The sequence below is a fragment of the Trebonia kvetii genome (assembly GCF_007827045.1).
Classification (GTDB): domain Bacteria; phylum Actinomycetota; class Actinomycetes; order Streptosporangiales; family Streptosporangiaceae; genus Trebonia; species Trebonia kvetii.
This window is the reverse complement of record NZ_RPFW01000007.1, coordinates 420,465-440,041: the sequence shown is the minus strand read 5'-3', so window position 1 is coordinate 440,041 and position 19,577 is coordinate 420,465. Positions and strand designations below refer to the sequence as shown.

Below are 19,577 nucleotides of genomic sequence, written 5' to 3'. Positions count from 1 at the left end.
AACGCTCTCGCCGATCTTGAGAACCGTCGGCAGGGTGAATTGAACGCTAATACCCTGATCGCCACATAAATGGTCAGCTAAGCGCGGGAATGATTTCATCGCGGTAGGCGTCAAGGGTGGCCTGCTCCGCGTCGTGCATCAGGTACACGGAGAACTGGTCTGCCCCGATAGATGCCAGCTCGCGCAGCCGCTCGATATGTGCGGCAGCGGGCCCGACCAGGCAGAACCGGTCCACGATCGAGTCGGGCACGAAGTCCGTCGACTCGTTGTCGGCCCGGCCGTGATGCGAATAGTCATAGGCCTCACGCCCGGCGATGTAGTCGGTGAGCGCACGCGGCACCGGCCCGTCGGTGCCGTACCGCGCGACCAGGTCCGCCACGTGATTGCCCACCATCCCGCCGAACCACCGCAACTGCGAACGCTGGTGCGCCAGGTCGGTCCCCACGTAGGCGGGCGCCGCGACGCACATGGTGATGGCCGCAGGGTCACGGTCGGCGGCAGCCGCGGCGGACCGCACCGCGCCGAACGTCCAGCGAGCGATGTCCGGGTCCGCCGTCTGCAGGATGAAGCCGTCGGCCTGCTCGCCCACCAGGCGCAGCGCCTTGGGCCCGTACCCGGCCATCCACATCGGCAGGGACGCGCCTGGCGACACCCACGGGATGCGCAGCGGCTGGCCGTGGTGGGTCACCTCGTGCCCCTCGGCCAGGCCCTTGATCACCGTCATGGCCGACGACAGGGTGGCGAGCGAGACCGGCGGCCTGCCGATGTACCGCAGCGCCGAGTCGCCGCGCCCGATACCGCAGATCGTCCGGTTGCCGTAGGTGTCGTTCAGCGTCGCGAACGTCGACGCGATCACCGACCAGTCCCTCGTGCCCGGGTTGGTCACCATCGGCCCGACGACCAGGGAGGTCGACTCCAGGATCAGCGGGTAGAGCAGGAACGTCTCCTGCCATAGCACGTGAGAATCGAAAGTCCATCCATAACGGAATCCTGCTTCGTCCGCCCGCCTCATCGTCTCTACGACGTTCCTGGCGGGCGGATTAGGCTGCAGCACCACCCCGAACTCCATGAGCGACCCCCCTGTCTCAGTGATGCGGGGCGAGGAACCCGAACCCGTTCAGATTAGATATTGGTTCAGGCCGCGGGAAAGGAAGGTCCCGTGCCCGGGGGAGCCCCGGAACTCGCCGTCCGCCACGACCACCCGGCCGCGGGAGAGCGTGACGGCCACCTTCCCGGTGATCTGCATCCCCTCGTAGGCGGAGTAGTCGACGTTCATGTGGTGCGTGGCGGCCGACAGCGTCTGCGTGGCGGCGGGGTCGTAGATGACGATATCGGCGTCGGCACCCGGCGCGATCACGCCCTTGCGCGGGTAGAGGCCGAACATCCTGGCAGGCGTGGTCGAGCACGTCTCCACCCAGCGCTGCAGGCTGATCTCGCCGGAAACCACGCCCTGGTGCAGCAGGTCCATCCGGTGCTCGACGCCGGGGATGCCGTTGGGGACCTTGGAGAAGTCGCCGCGGCCAAGCTCCTTCTGCTCCTTGAAGCAGAACGGGCAGTGGTCGGTCGACACGACCGCGAGGTCATTGGTGCGCAGGCCGCGCCACAGGGCCTTGCCGTGGTCCGCCGTGCGCAGCGGCGGCGAGGCGATGAACTTGGCGCCCTCGAAGTCCGGTCTGGCCAGGTCGTCGAGCGTCAGGTACAGGTACTGCGGGCAGGTCTCCGCGAACACGTTCTGCCCGGCGTCGCGGGCCTCGGCGACCGCCGCCAGGGCCTGCGCGGCAGACAGGTGCACGATGTACAGGGGGCAGCCCGCCACCTTCGCCAGCGTGATGGCGCGGCTGGTGGCCTCGCCCTCGAGCTCCGGCGGCCGGGTCAGCCCGTGATTGACCGGGTCGGTGCGGCCCGCCGCGAGTGCCTGTGCGACCAGCTGGTCGATCGCGATGCCGTTCTCCGCGTGCATCATGATCGTCGCGCCGGTGCGCTGCGCCTGCTGCATTGCGAGCAGGATCTCGCCGTCGGTCGCGTAGAACACGCCGGGGTAGGCCATGAACATCTTGAAGCTGGTCACCCCGCCGCCGATGCACGACTCCATCTCCTTGAGCGTGGCGTCGTTCACGTCGGAGACGATCATGTGGAAGCCGTAGTCGATGGCGCAGTTGCCGTCGGCCTTCTCGTGCCACTTGTCCAGGGTGGCGAGCAGCGACGTGCCCTTGGCCTGGACGGCGAAGTCGATGATCGTGGTGGTGCCGCCGTGCGCGGCGGCCTTCGTGCCGGTCTCGAAGGTGTCCACGGAGAACGTGCCGCCGAACGGCATCTCCATGTGCGTGTGCGCGTCGATGCCGCCGGGGATCACGTACTTCCCACTGGCATCGATGAGCATGTCCGCCTCGGGTTCCGCGTCGGCCGCCGCGGTTGCCGCCGCGAACGTCGCGGCGTCGGTCGCTTCGCCGCGGGCGAGTACTGCCGCGATCTTCTCGCCGACGATCAGCACGTCCGCGTCAAGCGTCCCGGTGGCGGTCACCACGGTGCCGCCGCTGATCAGCGTGCTCACTGTGCCCCCCGCTCGCCTGCGAACCAAGGCTCGCTCATGGGAAGACCAGGCTGCCGTACGAGTCGGGCCTGCGGTCCCGGTAGAACTGCCACAGGTCCCTGACCTCGGTCAGTTTGTCCATGTCGAGGTCGCGGACTACCACTTCGTCCGCGTTGTCCGACGCCGCGTCGCCGACGAGCTGGCCGCGCGGGTCGACGAAGTAGGACTGGCCGTAGAAGTCGTTGTCGCCGAGCGGCTCGATGCCGACCCGGTTGATCGCGCCGACGTAGTACTCGTTGGCGACGGCGGCCGCGGGCTGCTCGAGCCGCCACAGGTACGACGACAGACCGCGCGACGTCGCCGACGGGTTGAACACGATCCGCGCGCCGGCCAGGCCGAGGGCGCGCCAGCCCTCGGGGAAGTGCCTGTCGTAGCAGATGTAGACGCCGATCCTGCCGACCGCGGTGTCGAACACCGGGTAGCCCATGTTGCCCGGGCGGAAGTAGAACTTCTCCCAGAACCCCTTGACCTGCGGCAGGTGGTTCTTTCGGTATTTGCCCAGGTATCTGCCGTCAGCGTCGATGACCGCCGCGGTGTTGTAGTACAGGCCCGGCTGCTCCTCCTCGTACATCGGCGCGACGATCACGATGTGATGCTGGCGCGCGACCTCCTGCAGCAGCGTGGTCGTCGGCCCGTCGGGTATCGCCTCGGTATAGGAGTAGTAGTCGGCGTCCTGCACCTGGCAGAAGTACGGCCCGTAGAACAGCTCCTGCAGGCAGACCACCTGCGCTCCGGCGGAGGCCGCCGTCTCGATGTGCGCGACCGCCGCGGCGGTCATCGATTCCTTGTCCCCGGTCCACGCCTGCTGAACAATGGCAGCCCGGACGATCTCCGGCATCCCAGCCTCCCCAAAGCTCGTCGACTCCTAATCCCATGTTCCCGGTGTTGGCGCGATTAGACCAGCCCCGGCACGCGCGTACCGGCAGAATCTGCCGCATCATGGGTCGCGGCCAGCGTGCCGGCCCGCAGCGCGATCGCCGTCAGGATGAGTCCGTCGCTGGCCAGCCAGCGACCGGTGAAGCCGCGCAACGGGAAACCCTCGACCTTGGGTGCTGGGACCAGCAGGCGCGCCTCGAAGGTCCCGGCGGTGGGGCTGAGGGTGATCTCGGCTTGATCGAAGCCGAGCCAGCGCCCGGCCAGCGGAAACCACGCCTTGTAGACCGCCTCCTTGGCGCTGAAAAGCAGCCGGTCCCAGCGGGTGCCCGAGTCTGCGGCCGCTAGGTCGCGGAGCCGGGCACGCTCATCGGGGAGCGAGACCAAGTCGAGCACGCCGTCCGGCAGCACTTCGTCCGACTCGGCATCGATCCCGATGGTCAGGATGTCGCGAACGCGGGCAACCGCGGCAGCCCGGTACCCGGCACAGTGCGTGATGCTCCCGACGATGCCCGCGGGCCACTGCGGCGCGCCCCGCTCCCGGCGCACGATCGGTGCCGGTGCCTCGCAGAGGAGCGCAAGCGCGTGGTGTGCGCAGTTCCGCGCCGTGGCGAATTCGCGGCGGCGTGATTCCACCGCCTTGGCCACCAGAACCTCTTCCTCAGGGAATAGCAGAATCCCAGGAGGATCGGCGAACGCTTCGGCGGACTCGACTCCCGCGCAGAGAATCTTCTCGATCACTGCGGCCCGCCGCAGCAGACGGGCGGCAACCGGAACACGGGGGCGCGGCGGCAGGGCACAAAGCCCAACGCTACCCCGCAGGGGCATATCCCGCGACGGGCCGGGGTTGAGCCAAGGGACCGGACCGCCACCAAGGCGCCCGGGCAGCCGAGACGACGACCGGAGGCGACCATGCAGGCGGTGCGGTTCGACGAATACGGCCCGGCAGACGTCCTTGACGTGCGCGACGTGCCGGTACCCGAGCCGGGGGCGGGTCAGGTGCTCGTCCGGGTGAGGGCCGCGGGCATCAACCCGGGCGAGGCCAAGATCCGTGACGGAGCGCTGCATGAGCTCTGGCCGGCCACGTTCCCGTCCGGCCAAGGCAGTGACTTCGCCGGCGTTGTCGAGCGGGTCGGCGACGGCGTGACCGAGGTCGAGCCGGGCGCCGAGGTGATCGGCTGGGTGGACACCCGGTCTAGCCAGGCGGAGTACGCGGTGGCGGACGCCGCGAACCTGGCGGCCAAGCCCGCCGGTGTCCCGTGGGAGGTGGCGGGCGCGATCCCGGTGGCGGGCTTCACCGCGTGGGCCGCCGTCCGGGCCGTCGGCGTCAAGCAGGGTGACACGGTGGTGGTTTCCGGCGCGGCGGGCGGCGTCGGCGCGATCACGGTGCAGCTCGCCGTGCGGCGCGGCGCCACGGTGATCGGCCTTGCGGGCCCGTCCAACCACGGCTGGCTCACCAGGCACGGCGTGGTTCCCCTGGCCTACGGCGACGGCGTGGCGGACCGGATCAGGGCGGCTATCCCCGAAGGAAAGAGCGTTGACGCGTTCATCGACACCTTCGGCGGCGATTACGTGGAGCTTGCCCTCGGCGAGCTGAAGGTGAGCCCGGACCGGATCGACAGCATCGTCCGCTTCGACGCCGTGGCGAAATACGGGATCAAGGCCGAGGGCAACGCGGCCGGGGCGAGCACGGAGACGCTCGCGGAGCTGGCCGGCCTGGTGGGGGCCAAGGAACTCGAGTTCCCGCTGGCGCAGACCTTCCCGCTGCGGGACGTCCGCGCCGCTTACCGCCAGCTCGCCAAGGGTCACCTGCGCGGCAAGATCGTGCTGATCATGTAGCATCGCGCCCGAGGTAGGGTTGCCTCGCCAGTAACCCCCGGCGAGGAGCCAGTCCGCGATGACCACCCGGCAGCAGATGGCGCGCCTGCTCCCGCTGGTGCTGCTCGTCGTGCTCATCATCGCCGGGCTGCGCGGCGCGGTGCCCGCGCCGCGCTGGACCGGGCCGCTGCGGGCCGACGGCGTGGCGATTGGCATCGCGCTCGAGGTCGTGTTCTGCGTGCTGCTCCTCGTGGTGCGCAGGCGGGAGGCGGCGGCGCGGCGCGCGGCGGAGCAGCGCCCCTACACCGCGCGGGACAAGGACATCGAGCCGCCGCAGGCGCTCAGGTTCACCCTGTCCTACGTGCTCGCCGCGTGCATGGTCGCGATCGGCGCCGTGCTCATCGCCAACCTGCACCTGCACTTCTTCATCAAGGTGCGGCCGCTCAAGCTGCCCAGGCAGCCCAACAGCACGCCCACGCTGAAGCCGCACCCGGGGTCGGGTGCGGGCTCGGCCTTCCACATCCCGGTTGGCCCGATCCTCTACACGCTCCTCATCGTCGTGCTCATCGCGGCGGTCGCGGTCAGCGTCTGGTGGGCCGCGCGGCTTCGCCGGCCCGCCGAGCCGCTCGTCATCGAGGACGTGGACACGCCGGAGCTGCGCGACGCGGTGGCCGAGGGCCGGGCGGCGCTCGCCCTGGTCGACGACGCCAAGGCGGCGATCATCGCCTGCTACGTGGCGATGGAACGCAGCCTGGCCGAACGGGGCACCGCCCGCACCGTGGCCGACACCCCCGACGAGCTGCTCGGCAGGGCCGTCGCGGCGGGGACGGTCCGCGGCGGCGCGGCGGGCCGCCTCACCGCGCTGTTCTACGAGGCGCGCTTCTCCACCCACCCGCTCGGCGCCGGCCAGCGGGGCGCCGCGAGCGCGGCGCTCGACGAGCTCGCGGCGGAACTGGCGGAGAAGGCCAGTCCGGCGCCGAAGGACGAGCAGGCGGCCGGGCCGGGAGGCGGCTGGGTATGACCGGCGCGAACACGAGCCAAGGGCCGAACGCGAAGCAAGAGCCAGTCACGACCGGCCGCTGGCGCCCCGCGCTCCCCGAACTGGTCATCGCCGCGATCGCGGTCGCTGTCGCTGTCGCGGCCGCCGCCGCCGTGTCCGGCTGGCCAGGCGTGGTCACGGTCGCCGTGGCCGTCGTCATGATCGCGCTGCTGCTGCTGCGCGGCCTGATCCCGCGTTCCGCCGACCAGGCGTTCCGGCTGGCAAGGAACAGGCAGCAGGCGCGCTCCATCCACGGCTACGCGCAGCGGCGGTTCGTGGTGAACACCAGTTACGGCAGCCGCGCGATGTACGAATCGGATCTGCGGCCCGCCCTCGAGCACGTGCTCGCCGCCCGGCTCGCGGAACGCCACGCGGTCAACCTGTACACCGACCCCGACGCGGCGAAGCTGGAGTTCTGCCGCACCAGGGCAGACGAGTCCCTGTGGCCGTGGATCGACCCGAAGCAGGCGCTGGACGCCAGTGAACGAGCGCGACGGAAAAAGGGCATACCACGCCGGACCCTCAGCCGGCTGATCACCCGATTGGAGCAGCTGTGACACCGGAAGAGACCGCGCGCAAGGCGAGGGCCATCCTCGACGAGCTTGAGGCGGCCGTCGTCGGCAGAAGGCGCACCCTTGAGCTGGTCCTCATCGGCATCCTGGCCGGCGGCCACGTACTGCTCGAGGACCTGCCTGGCCTGGGCAAGACGCTCATCGCCCGGTCGTTCGCGCAGGTGCTCGGCCTTGACTTCGCCAGGATCCAGTTCACCCCCGACCTGCTGCCGAGCGACGTGGTGGGCGCGCCGCTTTACGACCAGCGCAACGCCGAGATGGTCTTCCGGCCCGGCCCGGTGTTCACCCAGCTGCTGCTTGCCGACGAGATCAACCGCACCCCGCCGAAGACGCAGGCCGCGCTCCTCGAGGCGATGGGCGAGGGCCAGGTCAGCGTGGACGGCGAAAGCCGCAGGCTGCCCCAGCCGTTCGTCGTGCTCGCGACCGACAACCCGATCGAGTACGAAGGCACCTACGAGCTGCCAGAGGCGCAGCTCGACCGGTTCCTGATGCGGCTGCGCCTCGGCTACCTCACCGCGAACGACGAGACCGACATGCTACGCAGACGGGTCGAGCGCGCCGCCGAGCAGGTGGCGCTGACCCCGGTCACCGACGCGGCGGGCCTGCTCGCCATGCGCGAGTCGCTCGAGCGCATCGAGATCAGCGACGACCTGCTCGACTACGTCATCGCGATCGTCACTGCGACCCGCAGGGACCCGCAGATCCAGGTCGGCGCCTCGCCGCGCGGCGGCCTCGCCCTGGTACAGCTGGCCCGCGGCCAGGCGCTGCTGCATGAGCGCGACTACGTGGTGCCTGACGACATCAAGCAGGTGGCGGTGCCTGCCCTCGCGCACCGCATCACGCTCCGCCCCGAGCTGTGGGTCCGCCAGGTCTCCGCCGACGACGTGGTGTCACGGCTGCTGGCCGGCGTCCCCACGCCGCGGACCGACCCGCGCACGGCGCACGGCACCGCGCCGGGTGCGGTCCGCCCGCCCGCGCGCCAGGTCACCGGCTGAGCAGATGTCCACACGGAACGGTGGAGGCCACCTCCCCCCGCCCCGCGACGACACAGTGCGCGGCGAAACGGGGCGCGACGACCCAGGCCAAGACACCGGTCTAGCCGACACGGGGCTGGCCGCCACCGGTCTCGACGCCACCGGTCTCGGCCCGTCGTCGCAGGTCATGGCAGACGAGGTGGCCGTCGACTGGCGCCCGTCCCGGCACGCGCGCCGCCTGCTGACCCTCGCCGCCGCCGGACTGCTGCTCGCCGTGCTGACGCGGAACCCGGCCCTGGCCGGCGTCGCGGCCCCGCCGCTGCTGCTCCTCGGCATGGCACGACTAGGCAGTGCTCGCGACAACACCAGTGCCCGCGACAACACAAGTGCCTGCGACCACGGCGACCGTCCGGCCGCCCGCCCGAAGCGCGTGAGCGTCCGCGTCGGGCTCACCTCGACCAGGATCTACGAGGGCGAGCCGGTGGCGCTCGATGTGACGGTGCGGCAGGCGGACGGCTACGACACGCGCTGGGTGCTCCACCCGGGCAAGGGCATCGAGCCGGGCAGCGCGACCGGGGTCAACGGGCAGGCGGCACGGTTCACCTTCCGCGTTCCCCGCTGGGGCAAGCGCGAGGTCGGCACCGTCGCCCTGACGCTGCACGACCGCTGGCGGCTCGCCGAGGGCCGGGTCAGCCTCACCCTGCCCTCCGTCGGCTGCTATCCCTCACCGGCCGTGCAGCGCACCGAGGTGATGCTCAGCAGGCTGCCGAACCGGCTCGGCGAGCACCGCGCCCGGGTGCCGGGCGACGGCACCGAATTCGCCGGCATCAGGGAGTTCGTGCCTGGCGACAGGCAGCGCGCGATCAACTGGCCCGCCTCCACCAGGATCGGCCGCCTCCAGGTGAACACGTTCGCCGCCGAGCGCTCGCAGGACGTGGTGCTCCTCGTCGACGCGACCTCCGATGTGGGCGCGCCCGGTGAGTCCGCGCTCGACTTCGGCCTGCGCGGTGCGGCGGGTGCGGCGCGCGCCTACCTGGGCGCGAGGGACCGGGTCGGGGTGATCACCTACCACTGGGGCGGCGCGCACTGGCTGGCGCCGTCGCTCGGCCGCCGCCAGGTGTACAAGATTCTCGACGTGCTGCTCACATCCGACTCCGGCTATGCGCGCGGCGCGGTGTTCAGCCGCCTGCCGCGCGCCGCGCTGCCGCCAGGCGCCCTGGTGGTCGCGTTCTCGCCGCTGCTCGACGGCCGCTTCGTCGAGGCGCTGCGCGACATGCGCGAGCGCGGCTTCGCGCTGATGGTGGTGGACGTGCTCAACACCGCACCGCCTGCGCGGCGGCGGTCCGCCGATGTGGCGGCGGCCCGGATCTGGCGGATGGAGCAGGACGCCATCCGCTTCTCGCTGCGCGAGCTCGGCGTTCCCGTCATCGCCTGGGACGGCAGCGAACCGCTCGACCTGCCGCTCGCCCCGTACACCCGCCGTCCGCTGGTGACCCGCCGGTGACCGCGGACACGCCGCCGCCCGCGATGGCGCAGAACGGCGCGCCTGGCCAGCCAGGCCAGCCGGCCCCCATGGCGCAGAACGGCGCGCCTGGCCGGCCAGGCCAGCCGCCAACGCCGGCCGCCCCGCGGCCCCGCACCGCAGTAGCCGCGGCGGTCGGCAGCCGCCTGGCCGCCCTGCTGCTCGGCGTGGCCTGCGTCGTCTGGACCGCGACACCGCTCCTGCACACCGGCCTGGCCCAGACCGCCCTGGTCATCGCCATCATCGCGGTCATCGCGGGCGGGCTGCGGCTCGCCTTCGCCGACATCCCGCAGCCGGAGGACCAGTTCTACCTGCCCGGCTATCTGCGCGCCTGGCTCATGTTCCTCGCCCTGCTGCGCACCCTGGCCTGGGAAGAGACCGCGGTCGCCGCCACCCTGTGGCTCGAGGTGCAGCACTCCATCCGCCCATGGCACACCGCCGCACTCGGCGCCGCCCTGTTCGGCTACCTGCTCGCCACGCACATCGCGGAGAGCGGCGCCGACGCGGGACCGCTGCTCCGCGGGCACGCCAGGCTTCTCGTCGCGGGCGCCTGCCTGCTCGCACTCGGCGCGGGCTTCGCGATGATCCCGGCCAGCGCGCCGGGCGCGGGCAGCGCCGTCCTGCGCGTGCTTGCCGCGATCGCGGTGATCGCCGCCGCCGTGCTCGTCCTGCCCGAGTGACCCAGACGGCCCGCGCCCCAGGTACCGCTCGCGCCGGTGCCGCGAGCGGGGCGGATCCCGATGGTGATAGGCAGGCAACCTTTGCGGGTCAGGCGCGTCAGTGAGGGCGTGAATCACCTCATGCAAGCGAGCGATCCGGCCCGGGAGATCACGGCGCTCTACCACGCGCACGCTCTCGGATTCGTGAAGCTCGCCGTGGTGATGACGGGCGATCAGTCGGCGGCAGAAGACATCGTGCAGGACGCGTTCCTCGGGCTCCACCGGCGCTGGAGCGCCCTCACCGATCAGGACAAGGCGCTCAGCTACATCAGGTCCTGCGTGCTGAACGGCTGTCGTCAGCTCCACCGGGTCAGGTACCGCCGAGAAAAGATCGTGCTCGACCCGCCGGAGGACGCCGTGTCCGCCGAGGACCTCGCCATACTCGGCGAGGCCAACCGGGCGGTACTCGCCGGGATCAGGCAGCTGCCGCCACGGCAGCGCGAAGCCGTCGTGCTCCGCTACTACCTGGACATGACGGAGGAACAGACGGCCCAGGCGATGGGCGTCAGCCGGGGCACCGTCAAGTCCGCTACCTCACGGGGTCTTGCCGCCCTCGCTCGCATGCTCGAGGAGTCCAAGTGAGCACCGACGACCGCATCAGCATTGAGGACCGGATCCGCATCGCCACCAGGGCCCGCGCCAGCATGGTCCGTGACCTTCGCCCGCTGCCCGCGCCCGGCCTGTCCCCCCTGCGCCACCGGAGCGCGGCCCCCGCGCGCCGCTCGCGCCGCTGGGTAACCTGGGGCATTCCGCTCGCCGCCGCGGTGGCTGTGGTGGCCATCGCGCTGAGCCTGGCCGCGATCCGCCACGAGAGCACGCTACCAGTCAAGCCTTCGCCACCAGCCATCGAGACCCAGGGCATTCCCCGTTACTTCGCGGCCGTCGAGCAGGTGCCCCTGCAGGTCAGCGCCCCCAAGGCGCTGATCGTCGGTGACGACAAGACCGGCGCCGTGATCGCCACCGTCCCCGCGCCGCGCGGCGTCATCCTTGGCCCCGTCGTCGGCATGGCCGACGACCGGACATTCCTCGTCACGGGAGAGGCAGACGCATCATCGCCGCACCGGAAAGCCATCTGGTACCGGCTCCGCATCGCTCCCGGCACCGCTCATCCGTACCAGCTGACGAAGCTGCCGGGCAGCGTCGTCAACGGCACCCGCTTCGCGGTCTCGCCCGACGGCACGGAACTGGCCGTCGAGTCGTCGCCCAGCCTGCACCTCACGAAACTGGCTGTCGTCTCCCTCGCGTCAGGTAAGACGCTGCGCACGTGGACCACGACCACCGGGATCCAGCTGGCTCCCGCGGCGGCGAACCTCTCCTGGCTATCCGACGGCACGCACGTGACGTTCGGCACCGTGCACACCACCAGCATGCAGGTACGCACGCTCGACGTGACGGCGCCAGGCGCGGACCTGCTCGCCGACAGCCGGGTCCTGGTCACCATTCCGCTGTCGGGCGCGGGCACCTGCGAGACAGCGCAGGCGACGCCGGACGGCGGGACCGTCGTCTGTGCCACCCAGTACAGCTTCGTGAGCCAGAGCGGCCGGAGCGCGGACTGCCTGAAGTACGAGCCGGGGTTCATCGCCTACTCCGTCCGAACCGGCAAGCCGGTCCGCGTGCTTTACCGGTCCTCGAAGCCGTGCACCGCGGGAATCGCCAACACGGTGTGGCTTGACGCCTCGGCCCGCCACGTCATCGGCGCGGTGCGATTCCCGTCGGTCTCAGGCGCGCTGGACGCGGGCGAGCTCGGCGTGATCACGCAGGCCCGGGGTTTCCAGCAGATCAAGTTGCCGAAGGCCGTAATCCCGGCGGACTTCGAGTCCATGGCCTTCTAGCCCGTGTCGGATACTGTCCCGATGAGCCTGGCAACCTTCGGGTCCCCCGGGCATCTCTAAGTACGTGGATTCGCCCGTGAAAGCGCGCACCGCCGTCCCTGGTACCGGCGGGACGGCCGCGGTCCCCGACGCCAGGCAGCAGGTCTCGGCGCTCTACCAGGAGCACGCCCTGCCCCTGGTAAAGCTCGCCGTCCTGATGACCGGCGAGCAGGAGACCGCGGAAGACGTCGTGCAGGACGCCTTTCTCGCCCTCTACCGGCGCTGGCCGTCGCTGCGCGACACCGGCAGCGCCGTCGGCTACCTCCGCTCGACCGTGCTCAACGGCTGCCGGATGATCCACCGGGTCAAGCACCGCCGCCGGGGTGGTGCGTGGTCACCAGGGTCCGCCCGCTGCTACTGCCCGACGAGTCGCCCGTCCGCGTCCGGCGCGGCCGGCCCGCGAGCCGCTGGCTCAGCTGGGGCGCGCCGATCGCGGCCGCGGCGCTCGTCATCGCCGTCGCCCTCAGCTTGGTCCTGCTCCGGCAGGCCGGCGGCCCGCAGCCCCGCCCGTCCGCGCCCGCGTCGGACTCGCCCGCGGCGGCGGCGATACCCAGGTACTACGTGGAACTGGCGTACAGCGGCAGCACCAGCTCGCAGATGAAGGCGATCGTCGGTGACGACCGCAACGGCCGCAAGATCGCGGTGCTCCACCCGACGGCCACCCAGAACTTCTACGGCGTGACCGCCGCCGCCGACGACCGGACGTTCGTGGTGATGAGTTACGACAACCCGAACCCGCAGACCACCTGGTACCTGCTCCGCATCGCCCCCTACACTGCTCATCCCACCCGGCTGACGAAGCTGCCCATCAAGCCGGTCGTGGCTCATGTCAGCGGCCTCGCGCTGTCCCCCGATGGTCGTGAACTGGCCATCATCTACCGGACGGCCACTACCGCCACCAACGCCAAGACCTTCCTGACGATCTACTCGATGTCGTCGGGAGCCGCGCTGAACACCTGGCGCATGGATGGCCCCCAGAACAACGAGATCGGGCAAGACGGGAACGGGGTTGGCCTCACCTGGGTCAACGGCGACCGCACCCTCGACTTCCGTTGGGCCATCCCCCCGCGGGAAACGTCGCCAGGCAAGTTCGTTCCCGGCCAGGAGACGCTGCGCGCGCTTGACGTGACCGCAGGCGGGCACGACCTGATGGCTGACAGCCGGCAGATCCTGCAGTTTCCGACGTGGGTGACGGACAAGCAGACCCACACCTGGACGGAGCCCTGCGCTAACGTGCTTCCCGCCAGCGGCGGAACCGTCGTCTGCGGTTCGGCCGGCGGCAGCGATGTCTCTGGCGTGGAGGCCAGGGTGCCGCTGTCGTACAGCAGCTACTCGACGGCTACCGGGAAGCCGCTCCGCGTCATCTGCCGCTTCGACGGCCCGGTGCTCAACGCGAGTCTCCAGGTGCTCTGGACGGACCCCTCGGGCAGCCACGCCATCGCTCACCTGCTCATCGCCTTGAAGGGCGTGAAGGTGCCGGGGGGTGACAAGTTCGGCGTGGTCGGCGGCGGCCGCTTCACCCCCTTGCCCGGCCTGGTCGTTCCCAACGGCTCCGTCGACAACGCGGGCGGCATCGCCTTCTAGTCTGCTCCGCACCGCGCGCTGCCCCGGCCTGAGTCAAGGCGGGGGCAGCGCTCGCTCAAGGCAGTGGGACGGCGGCGATCTCCGCGAGCAGTCCGCGCTGCGACGCATCGTCGAGGAACGAGGCGCGCACCCCGTTGGCCGCGAACCCCGCGAGCTCGGCGGGGGAGAAGCCGAGGTCGCGCCCGGCCACCAGGTACTCGTTGCTCAGCGAGGTGCCGAACATGGGCGGGTCGTCGCTGTTCAGCGTCACGAAAAGACCGGCCTCCGTCATCCGGCGCAGCGGGTGCTCCGCCATCGACGGCACGCACCGGGTGCAGACGTTCGACGTGGGCGACACGTCGACGGGAAGCTGATGCTCGGCCAGGTAGGCGAGCAGCGCCGGGTCGGCGACCGAATTGATCCCATGCCCGATTCGCCGCGCCCGCAGGTGCCTGATCGCTTCCCATACCGTCTCGGGCCCGGTCGTCTCCCCGGCGTGCGGCACGGAAGGCAGCCCCGCCGCGGCCGCCGCCGCGAACACCGACCTGATCAGCTCCGTGTGCGGCGCCCGCGCCGCCTCGATCCCGCCGATGCCGAACGCGACGATCCCGGCCGGCGGGTGCTCAAGTGCGAGCCGCAGCGCCGCTCGCGCGTCCCGCGCCGCGCTCTCGCTCGGGAACTCGACGATCCACCCGAGGCGCACTCCGTGCTCTGCGAGCGCGTCACGCGCGCCGGCGTTCAGCGCCGCGGTGATGACCGCGTCCGGCATGCCGCGGCGCTGGAACGCGTAGGGGCCGAACTGGAACTCCGCGTACCGCACGCCCTGCGCGGCGAGGTTGCGCGCCACGCCGCGAATCAGGTCCGCGAGGTCCTCCGGCTCGGTGATCAGCCCGCTGACCGCCTGGTAGCTGTCGATGAAGTGCGGGAAGTCGCGGAACGTGTAGAAGTCCCTGAGCTTCTCCTCATTGGCGGGCACCCCGCGATCCGGATGCCGCCGCGCCAACTCGAGGACGGTATCGATCGGCGCAGAACCGATCAAATGAACGTGAAGTTCCACCTTAGGCAGGGCCGCGACGAACGCCTTGAGAGGTTCCATGCCAAAAACGCTAACAGCGCCGGAACTACTCGCTCACTTTTCTGACATCAGAAAGTCAAATTAGCGCCAGGCGGCCTGCTATGCCACCGGGATGCATGGAGACGTAGGCGCGGGCATGATCGCCTGCTGGGCAATCTCCGCGACGATGCGAGCAAACTTCGGCCCGGTTGCGGCGTCTCTGGTACGTGGATCCACTGACTGAGGCGCCCGCCCCGCCCGCTGCCGGGGCCGAGGGCCAGGTGACCGCGCTGTACCAGGCGCACGCGGCCGGCCTGGTCCGGCTCGCGATGCTGATGCTCGGCGACCAGTCGCTTGCCGAGGACGTGGTGCAGGACGCCTTTCTTGGCCTGTACCGGCGCTGGGACAGCCTGCGCGATCACGCACTCGCCGTCAGTTACGTCCGCTCGAGCGTGCTCAACGGCTGCCGTGGCGTGCTGCGCAAGCGGTCCCGCCGCATCCCGCCTGGCCTGCTGGAACCGGACGCCGAGTCCGCCGAGGCCCGGGTCCTGCTCGGCGAGGAGCACCGCGAGGTGCTGCGCGCGCTGCGCCGGCTGCCGCACAGGCAGCGCGAGGCGGTGGTGCTCCGGTACTGCCTCGGCCTGCAGGAGGTCCAGGTCGCCGCGGCGATGGGCGTCACCAGGGGCACCGTCAAGTCCGCCACATTCCGCGGTATCGCCGCTCTGGCCAAGATCTTGACGGAGGACCAGTGACAGTCGAAGACCGCCTGCGCGCCACCTCCCTGGCCATCACCGACACGATGCGCCCGGTCCGCCCGCTTACCTTGCCCCCGGTGGCAGACCCGGCCACCGAAGGCCGGCGCCGGGTGCGGCCGCCGCGCCGCTGGCCGCCGGGCTGGCCAGGCTGGCTGGTCCCGCTGGCCGCCGCCGCGGCGGTGATCGCGATCGCCGCCGTCCTGGCGGCGGTCCGGAACCTGCCGTGGACGCACGCCGCCCCGTCGGGACCAGTGACGTCCCGGTCCGATGTACGGATCTCCGCCATCCCCAGGTACTACGCCATGATCAGCGCTCCGGCGGGCTCCGCGGTCCTGATGGGCAACGCCAGCACCAGCCTGTTGGTAGGCGACCTGCGCACCGGCAAGACGCTCGCCAGGCTCAACCCGCCCCCGGGCACCAGGTTCTCCGGGGTGACCGGCTCCGCGGGCGACCGCCTCTTCGTGGTCGATGCCGTCGCCGCGACCAAGGGGGTCTTCTATCCCCCCCACTCCTGGTACCTGCTGCGCGTGTCACCTGGTGCCGCGCACCCCGCCACGCTGACCAGGCTGGCGATCGCCTCGGACTACACTCCTGCCGGGGTCGTCGGGCTCGCACTGTCACCGGACGCCGGCACGCTCGCCGTCATGTACCAGCGCGTAGGGGCCACGGCGCCCAACAGCTTTTCCATTGGCCGGCTCATGCTGCGCACCTACTCCGTGGCGACGGGCAGACCGCTGCGCACCTGGACCGAGCCCAAGACGATCGATGACCTGCCGATCATCGAAGCTGACAACTACGACGGGCTGACCTGGCTGTCGGACGGCCGAACCCTCGCGTTCCGTTACCCGTCGGAGGAGGTCGAGCCGCAGACCGTCCGGCTGCTCGACACCGCCGCACCCGGAAGCGACCTGGTCGCCGACAGCCGGGCCAGGGTCACGATCCCGTGGCGCAGCGGAGACTGCAAAAGCCTGCTGGTCACACCAGACGGCAAGTCCGCCATCTGCGGCCGGATCCTGATTGGTGGGGCCTGCTCCGCGCAGAAACTCGAATTCGACGAGTTCTCCATGGCCACCGGCGTGCTCGCCCCGGTCCAGGTCATCTACCGCTATCCGGCCCGGTGCGAGACGTGGGGTTACGCCACCGTCCAGTACGCTTCGCCGGACGTGATCGTGGCCGGGCTCGAGGTCCAGGTCCACGGGGGGGCACAGCAGGGTCCCGTGACCTTGTTCGGCGCGCTCACCACGGCAGGGATCGTTCCGCTCAAGATCGCCGCCCAGCCGTACTACCTCCCAGGCGCGATGGCCTTCTGACCGTGCTAATTGCCGGCCTTCGCCTTCGCGGCGGCCTTCATCGCCTGCTTGTGCGAGCGGACCTTGCCGAGCGACTCGTCGTCGGTGATGTCCGCGACCGACACGTGCGACCCGTCCGCGCCGAACGGCCCGGCCGCCTCCCGCCAGCCGGGCGGCCGGACCCCGAGCTGCTTGCCGAGCAGCGCCACGAAGATCTGCGCCTTCGCCGCGCCGAACCCAGGCAGTGCGGAAACGCGCTTGAGGAGTTCGGCCCCGGTCGGTGCCGTGTTCCACAAGGCCGCGGCGTCACCGTCGTACTCGGAGACAATCAGCTTGGCCAGCTCCTGCGACCGCGCCGCCATCGCCTTGGGAAACCGGTGCAACGCGGGACGCTCGGAAAACACCGCGGCGAGCGCCTCGGGGTCGAACGTCGCGAGCTCCTCGGCGGACGGCTCGTGCCCGAGCCGCCGCACCAGGTCGCGCGGCGCGGAAAATGCCCGTTCCAGAGGGACTTGCTGATCGAGTAGCATCGCGATTAGGAGTGCAAGCGCGTTCCGCGTCAGCAGTTCGTTGGCCTCGTCGTCAACCGGCAGCGAGATCGGCACAGCGGTCCTCCACGGTAAACGGATAAGCTGGACCCCAGGGCTGAGGATGCCCGGGTGGATCCGGATGGATGGAGTCATCATGACACCGAGCACCAAGGTCGGGATCGCCGGGATCATTCTCGGGCTGATCCTGCTGGCCGTTCTCCCCTGGTGGGCTGCCGTGGGGATCATCATCATCGCCGCGGCCATCCCGGTGGGCGGTTACATGGCACTGGACAAGTCGCAGCGCCGGCGCCTGCGCGCCATCCGCTCCCGCCAGCGCGACGGCTACTAGGCCGCACAGGGAAAAGCAGATAGCCCCGGGCTGGCGAGTCCGCCAGGTACCTGCCAGCCCGGGAGCCTTGATTACCTGCCCTCGGACACCCGCGTCATGTAGGTGATCCCGGTGAAGGCCTGGTAAATCTCGAGCGGATCGTCTCCCGCGATCCGCACCGACCGCGTGCCTGACCGCTCGACGCCCTTGACCCAGGACGCGAGGTGGGCCATGTCCGCGGTCTGCATGTCGATGTCCAGGGTTGCAGGCAGGTCGATCTCCGGCGGCGGGATCGAGCCGAGCCGCCGCACCGCCGCCTCCGCCCCGGCGAAAATCATCTCACGCGCCGCCGCCGGGTGGACCGCGGCCGCCGCGAACCGGGTGACAGAGCCCTTCACGATCACCGGCTCGGCCCCCTTCAGGAACGCCGCACCCTCCGCCGCCGTCACCTGGTCTCCGGTGATCAGCACGACAGGCAGCCCGTGGCCGAGCGCCACGAGCGCGTTGATTCCCGACTCGCCGCAGTCCACGCCGTTCAGCCGCACTCGGGAGATCACCGACGGGTTGTAGGTGTGCGAGAGCACCGACGGCTCACCGGAGATCGACCCGTGGTAGCCGACGAAGAACACCGCGTCGAACGAGTCGTCGAGCCCCTCCATCATGTAGCGGGGCTTGTGCCGCCCGGCGATGTAGACCGCCCGCCCGTGCAGGTCAGCGGGGTTGAGGTTGTTCATCGTGCCGTGCGAGTCGTTGCAGACGATCTCCGTGGCCCCGCCCGCGAGCGCCCCGTCGATCGCGGCGTTGACCTCGCCGAGCAGCAGCGCCCGGCCCTCCTCGTATGGCTGGCCAGGCGGTCCGCACTGGGACCAGTCGACGATCCCCGCCACGCCCTCCATGTCGAAGGAAATAAAGACGTTGATACGGACTCAAACTTTCCTCTGATATAGGCCCAAACCTCCTGCGAGTGTGTTATGATACAGGCACAAACGTTTCAGGAGGAAGGGCATGACGGTCACGGTCAAGGCTGCGCTCGATGAGTTCATGGGCGTCATGGCAGGTCAGGGCTACGCGAAGGGCACCCTCGCCCGCTACAAGAGCGCCCTGCTCGGCGGTGATGGCTTCCTCGCTGCCTGCCAGAAAACCAAGGGGCGGAATGCCACCATGGGGCAGGTCGATTACACCTGCGTCACCGCCTACTTTGTCATGCACAAAGCATCGGCGGGCGCACGGAATAACAAGCTGACTTCGCTTCGCAAGTTCCTCGAGTGGGCGGAGAAGCGGAGGATGCTCCGCCCCGGCTTCACGGCCGCGGGCATCCTCGAGGGCCAGAAGTACAAGAAGTTCACCCGCACGCCCAAGCTCTACCTCCCGGCGGCCGACTTCGGCGGCCTGCTTGACAGGGCCGGGGACCACCACCCGAGGGACCGGGCAGTGGTGGCGCTGATCCTCTACACGCTTGCCCGCCAGAGCGAGATCAAGCCGATCACGCTAGCCCGTCTTCACCTTGACCGGCTCGAGATCGAGCTGTACCGGGAGAAGACGCGCCGCTGGACGGTGACCGGCATCAGCACCGACCTTGCGGCGGAGCTGGACACGTGGCTTACGTGGTACGCCGAGCACACCGGGTGCGAGTCGGTAGAGCAGATGTTCGCCGACCACCCGGACTGGTACCTGACCCCGGGCGGGGAGTGGGGCGCCCACTGGCGCCGCATGGTCCCGACTAAGCAGCTCCGGGCGGCTGAAGATCTCGTTAAGCGGTCGCTCTGGCGGAACGACCGCACGGGCGAGGGCGCTCACACCCTGCGCCGCTCCGGCGCTAGGGCGCTGTTCCTGTACCTGCGCGACCACATCGGCCATGACGGGGCGCTGGTCAAGGTTCAGGCGATGCTCGACCACGAGGACCCCAAGACGACGTTGATCTACGTCGGCCTTGACCAGGAGAGGGACGAGCTTAACGACTGGCTTAAGGGCCATTCGATGTACGGCGGATCGGCTGACCGCCCCGCCTCTGCGAATTCCAACGTCGTTCAGGTTGCTTTCGGCGGCCAGCGCCGCCGCATCCGGAACGCCAACTAAAGGG

General features: G+C 70.3%; 20 protein-coding genes and 1 pseudogene. 14 read left to right on the top strand and 7 right to left on the bottom strand.

Annotation, left to right across the window (positions count from 1 at the left end; translation table 11 throughout):
* Nucleotides 1–73: 73 nt before the first annotated feature.
* From EAS64_RS34060 to EAS64_RS34045, 4 genes are read right to left on the bottom strand one after another with little or no spacing between them, the layout of a single operon-like run.
* A complete protein-coding gene (locus EAS64_RS34060) occupies nucleotides 74–1,069 on the bottom strand; it encodes a TIGR03842 family LLM class F420-dependent oxidoreductase (RefSeq protein WP_145859752.1) in 996 nt (331 codons plus the stop codon).
* Between the two features lie 48 nt (nucleotides 1,070–1,117).
* Nucleotides 1,118–2,551 carry a dihydropyrimidinase gene (gene hydA, locus EAS64_RS34055; protein WP_145859751.1) on the bottom strand — a complete coding sequence of 478 codons (1,434 nt, stop codon included), beginning with the start codon at nucleotides 2,549–2,551 and terminating at the stop codon, nucleotides 1,118–1,120.
* 34 nt (nucleotides 2,552–2,585) lie between these two features.
* Nucleotides 2,586–3,428 carry a nitrilase-related carbon-nitrogen hydrolase gene (locus tag EAS64_RS34050; protein ID WP_145859749.1) on the bottom strand — a complete coding sequence of 281 codons (843 nt, stop codon included), beginning with the start codon at nucleotides 3,426–3,428 and terminating at the stop codon, nucleotides 2,586–2,588.
* Nucleotides 3,429–3,484: 56 nt separating this feature from the next.
* On the bottom strand, nucleotides 3,485–4,204 hold the full coding sequence (locus EAS64_RS34045) for a 4'-phosphopantetheinyl transferase family protein (RefSeq protein ID WP_145859748.1): 720 nt from the start codon (nucleotides 4,202–4,204) through the stop codon (nucleotides 3,485–3,487).
* Nucleotides 4,205–4,375: 171 nt separating this feature from the next.
* On the opposite strand from EAS64_RS34045, the gene EAS64_RS34040 reads away from it, so the two are divergent.
* From EAS64_RS34040 to EAS64_RS33995, 10 genes and pseudogenes are all read left to right on the top strand, one after another.
* A complete protein-coding gene (locus EAS64_RS34040; protein ID WP_145859747.1) occupies nucleotides 4,376–5,302 on the top strand; it encodes an NADP-dependent oxidoreductase in 927 nt (308 codons plus the stop codon).
* Nucleotides 5,303–5,360: 58 nt separating this feature from the next.
* Nucleotides 5,361–6,302, top strand: a complete 942-nt coding sequence (locus EAS64_RS34035) for a DUF4129 domain-containing protein (RefSeq protein ID WP_145859745.1) — start codon at nucleotides 5,361–5,363, stop codon at nucleotides 6,300–6,302.
* The gene (locus EAS64_RS34030) at nucleotides 6,299–6,877 is read left to right on the top strand and encodes a hypothetical protein (RefSeq protein WP_145859744.1); all 579 of its coding nucleotides are present in this window, start codon (nucleotides 6,299–6,301) and stop codon (nucleotides 6,875–6,877) included. Before EAS64_RS34035 ends, EAS64_RS34030 begins: the two co-directional genes overlap by 4 nt.
* Nucleotides 6,874–7,887, top strand: a complete 1,014-nt coding sequence (locus EAS64_RS34025) for an AAA family ATPase (RefSeq protein ID WP_145859742.1) — start codon at nucleotides 6,874–6,876, stop codon at nucleotides 7,885–7,887. Before EAS64_RS34030 ends, EAS64_RS34025 begins: the two co-directional genes overlap by 4 nt.
* Before the next feature lie 4 nt (nucleotides 7,888–7,891).
* On the top strand, nucleotides 7,892–9,370 hold the full coding sequence (locus EAS64_RS34020; RefSeq protein WP_187366371.1) for a DUF58 domain-containing protein: 1,479 nt from the start codon (nucleotides 7,892–7,894) through the stop codon (nucleotides 9,368–9,370).
* Nucleotides 9,367–10,068 (top strand): hypothetical protein, encoded by a 702-nt coding sequence (locus EAS64_RS34015; protein WP_145859738.1) that lies wholly within the window; start codon nucleotides 9,367–9,369, stop codon nucleotides 10,066–10,068. Before EAS64_RS34020 ends, EAS64_RS34015 begins: the two co-directional genes overlap by 4 nt.
* 120 nt (nucleotides 10,069–10,188) lie before the next feature.
* Nucleotides 10,189–10,689, top strand: coding sequence for a SigE family RNA polymerase sigma factor (locus tag EAS64_RS34010; protein ID WP_145859736.1), 501 nt, complete (start codon nucleotides 10,189–10,191; stop codon nucleotides 10,687–10,689).
* Entirely contained in the window at nucleotides 10,686–11,939 is a 1,254-nt protein-coding gene (locus EAS64_RS34005; protein ID WP_145859734.1) for a hypothetical protein, read from the top strand. The genes EAS64_RS34010 and EAS64_RS34005 overlap by 4 nt, the downstream gene beginning before the upstream one ends.
* A 64-nt stretch (nucleotides 11,940–12,003) precedes the next feature.
* Nucleotides 12,004–12,273, top strand: a pseudogene (locus EAS64_RS47745) (RNA polymerase sigma factor); the annotation flags it as partial.
* Between the two features lie 35 nt (nucleotides 12,274–12,308).
* A complete protein-coding gene (locus EAS64_RS33995) occupies nucleotides 12,309–13,562 on the top strand; it encodes a hypothetical protein (RefSeq protein WP_246115986.1) in 1,254 nt (417 codons plus the stop codon).
* A 55-nt stretch (nucleotides 13,563–13,617) separates the two neighbouring features.
* Here the strand turns inward: EAS64_RS33995 and add are convergent, their stop codons facing one another.
* Entirely contained in the window at nucleotides 13,618–14,637 is a 1,020-nt protein-coding gene (gene add / locus EAS64_RS33990; RefSeq protein WP_145859729.1) for an adenosine deaminase, read from the bottom strand.
* Between the two features lie 185 nt (nucleotides 14,638–14,822).
* Here add and EAS64_RS33985 point away from each other — a divergent pair, with 185 nt between their 5' ends.
* Both EAS64_RS33985 and EAS64_RS33980 read left to right on the top strand, forming a co-directional pair.
* Nucleotides 14,823–15,347, top strand: coding sequence for a SigE family RNA polymerase sigma factor (locus tag EAS64_RS33985; protein WP_246115985.1), 525 nt, complete (start codon nucleotides 14,823–14,825; stop codon nucleotides 15,345–15,347).
* The gene (locus EAS64_RS33980; protein ID WP_145859727.1) at nucleotides 15,344–16,660 is read left to right on the top strand and encodes a hypothetical protein; all 1,317 of its coding nucleotides are present in this window, start codon (nucleotides 15,344–15,346) and stop codon (nucleotides 16,658–16,660) included. The genes EAS64_RS33985 and EAS64_RS33980 overlap by 4 nt, the downstream gene beginning before the upstream one ends.
* A gap of 5 nt (nucleotides 16,661–16,665) precedes the next feature.
* Here the strand turns inward: EAS64_RS33980 and EAS64_RS33975 are convergent, their stop codons facing one another.
* The gene (locus EAS64_RS33975; RefSeq protein ID WP_246115984.1) at nucleotides 16,666–17,244 is read right to left on the bottom strand and encodes an HhH-GPD-type base excision DNA repair protein; all 579 of its coding nucleotides are present in this window, start codon (nucleotides 17,242–17,244) and stop codon (nucleotides 16,666–16,668) included.
* 79 nt (nucleotides 17,245–17,323) lie between these two features.
* On the opposite strand from EAS64_RS33975, the gene EAS64_RS33970 reads away from it, so the two are divergent.
* Nucleotides 17,324–17,518: a tail-anchor membrane protein gene (locus tag EAS64_RS33970; protein ID WP_145859726.1), complete on the top strand. Its 195-nt coding sequence runs from the start codon at nucleotides 17,324–17,326 to the stop codon at nucleotides 17,516–17,518.
* 71 nt (nucleotides 17,519–17,589) lie between these two features.
* Here EAS64_RS33970 and EAS64_RS33965 read toward each other — a convergent pair whose 3' ends face one another.
* A complete protein-coding gene (locus EAS64_RS33965) occupies nucleotides 17,590–18,405 on the bottom strand; it encodes a M55 family metallopeptidase (protein ID WP_281283364.1) in 816 nt (271 codons plus the stop codon).
* Between the two features lie 97 nt (nucleotides 18,406–18,502).
* Between EAS64_RS33965 and EAS64_RS33960 the strand changes: the two genes are divergently transcribed.
* On the top strand, nucleotides 18,503–19,573 hold the full coding sequence (locus EAS64_RS33960; protein WP_145859723.1) for a tyrosine-type recombinase/integrase: 1,071 nt from the start codon (nucleotides 18,503–18,505) through the stop codon (nucleotides 19,571–19,573).
* The last annotated feature ends 4 nt before the right edge of the window (nucleotides 19,574–19,577 follow it).

Bases quoted from the DNA above. Each gene is read 5' to 3' on its own strand.
- EAS64_RS34060 (WP_145859752.1), bottom strand. From the start codon at position 1,069: ATGGAGTTCGGGGTGGTGCTGCAGCCTAATCCGCCCGCCAGGAACGTC.
- EAS64_RS34050 (WP_145859749.1), bottom strand. From the start codon at position 3,428: ATGCCGGAGATCGTCCGGGCTGCCATTGTTCAGCAGGCGTGGACCGGG.
- EAS64_RS34040 (WP_145859747.1), top strand. From the start codon at position 4,376: ATGCAGGCGGTGCGGTTCGACGAATACGGCCCGGCAGACGTCCTTGAC.
- EAS64_RS34035 (WP_145859745.1), top strand. From the start codon at position 5,361: ATGACCACCCGGCAGCAGATGGCGCGCCTGCTCCCGCTGGTGCTGCTC.
- EAS64_RS34030 (WP_145859744.1), top strand. From the start codon at position 6,299: ATGACCGGCGCGAACACGAGCCAAGGGCCGAACGCGAAGCAAGAGCCA.
- EAS64_RS34020 (WP_187366371.1), top strand. From the start codon at position 7,892: ATGTCCACACGGAACGGTGGAGGCCACCTCCCCCCGCCCCGCGACGAC.
- EAS64_RS34010 (WP_145859736.1), top strand. From the start codon at position 10,189: ATGCAAGCGAGCGATCCGGCCCGGGAGATCACGGCGCTCTACCACGCG.
- add (WP_145859729.1), bottom strand. From the start codon at position 14,637: ATGGAACCTCTCAAGGCGTTCGTCGCGGCCCTGCCTAAGGTGGAACTT.
- EAS64_RS33970 (WP_145859726.1), top strand. From the start codon at position 17,324: ATGACACCGAGCACCAAGGTCGGGATCGCCGGGATCATTCTCGGGCTG.
- EAS64_RS33960 (WP_145859723.1), top strand. From the start codon at position 18,503: ATGACGGTCACGGTCAAGGCTGCGCTCGATGAGTTCATGGGCGTCATG.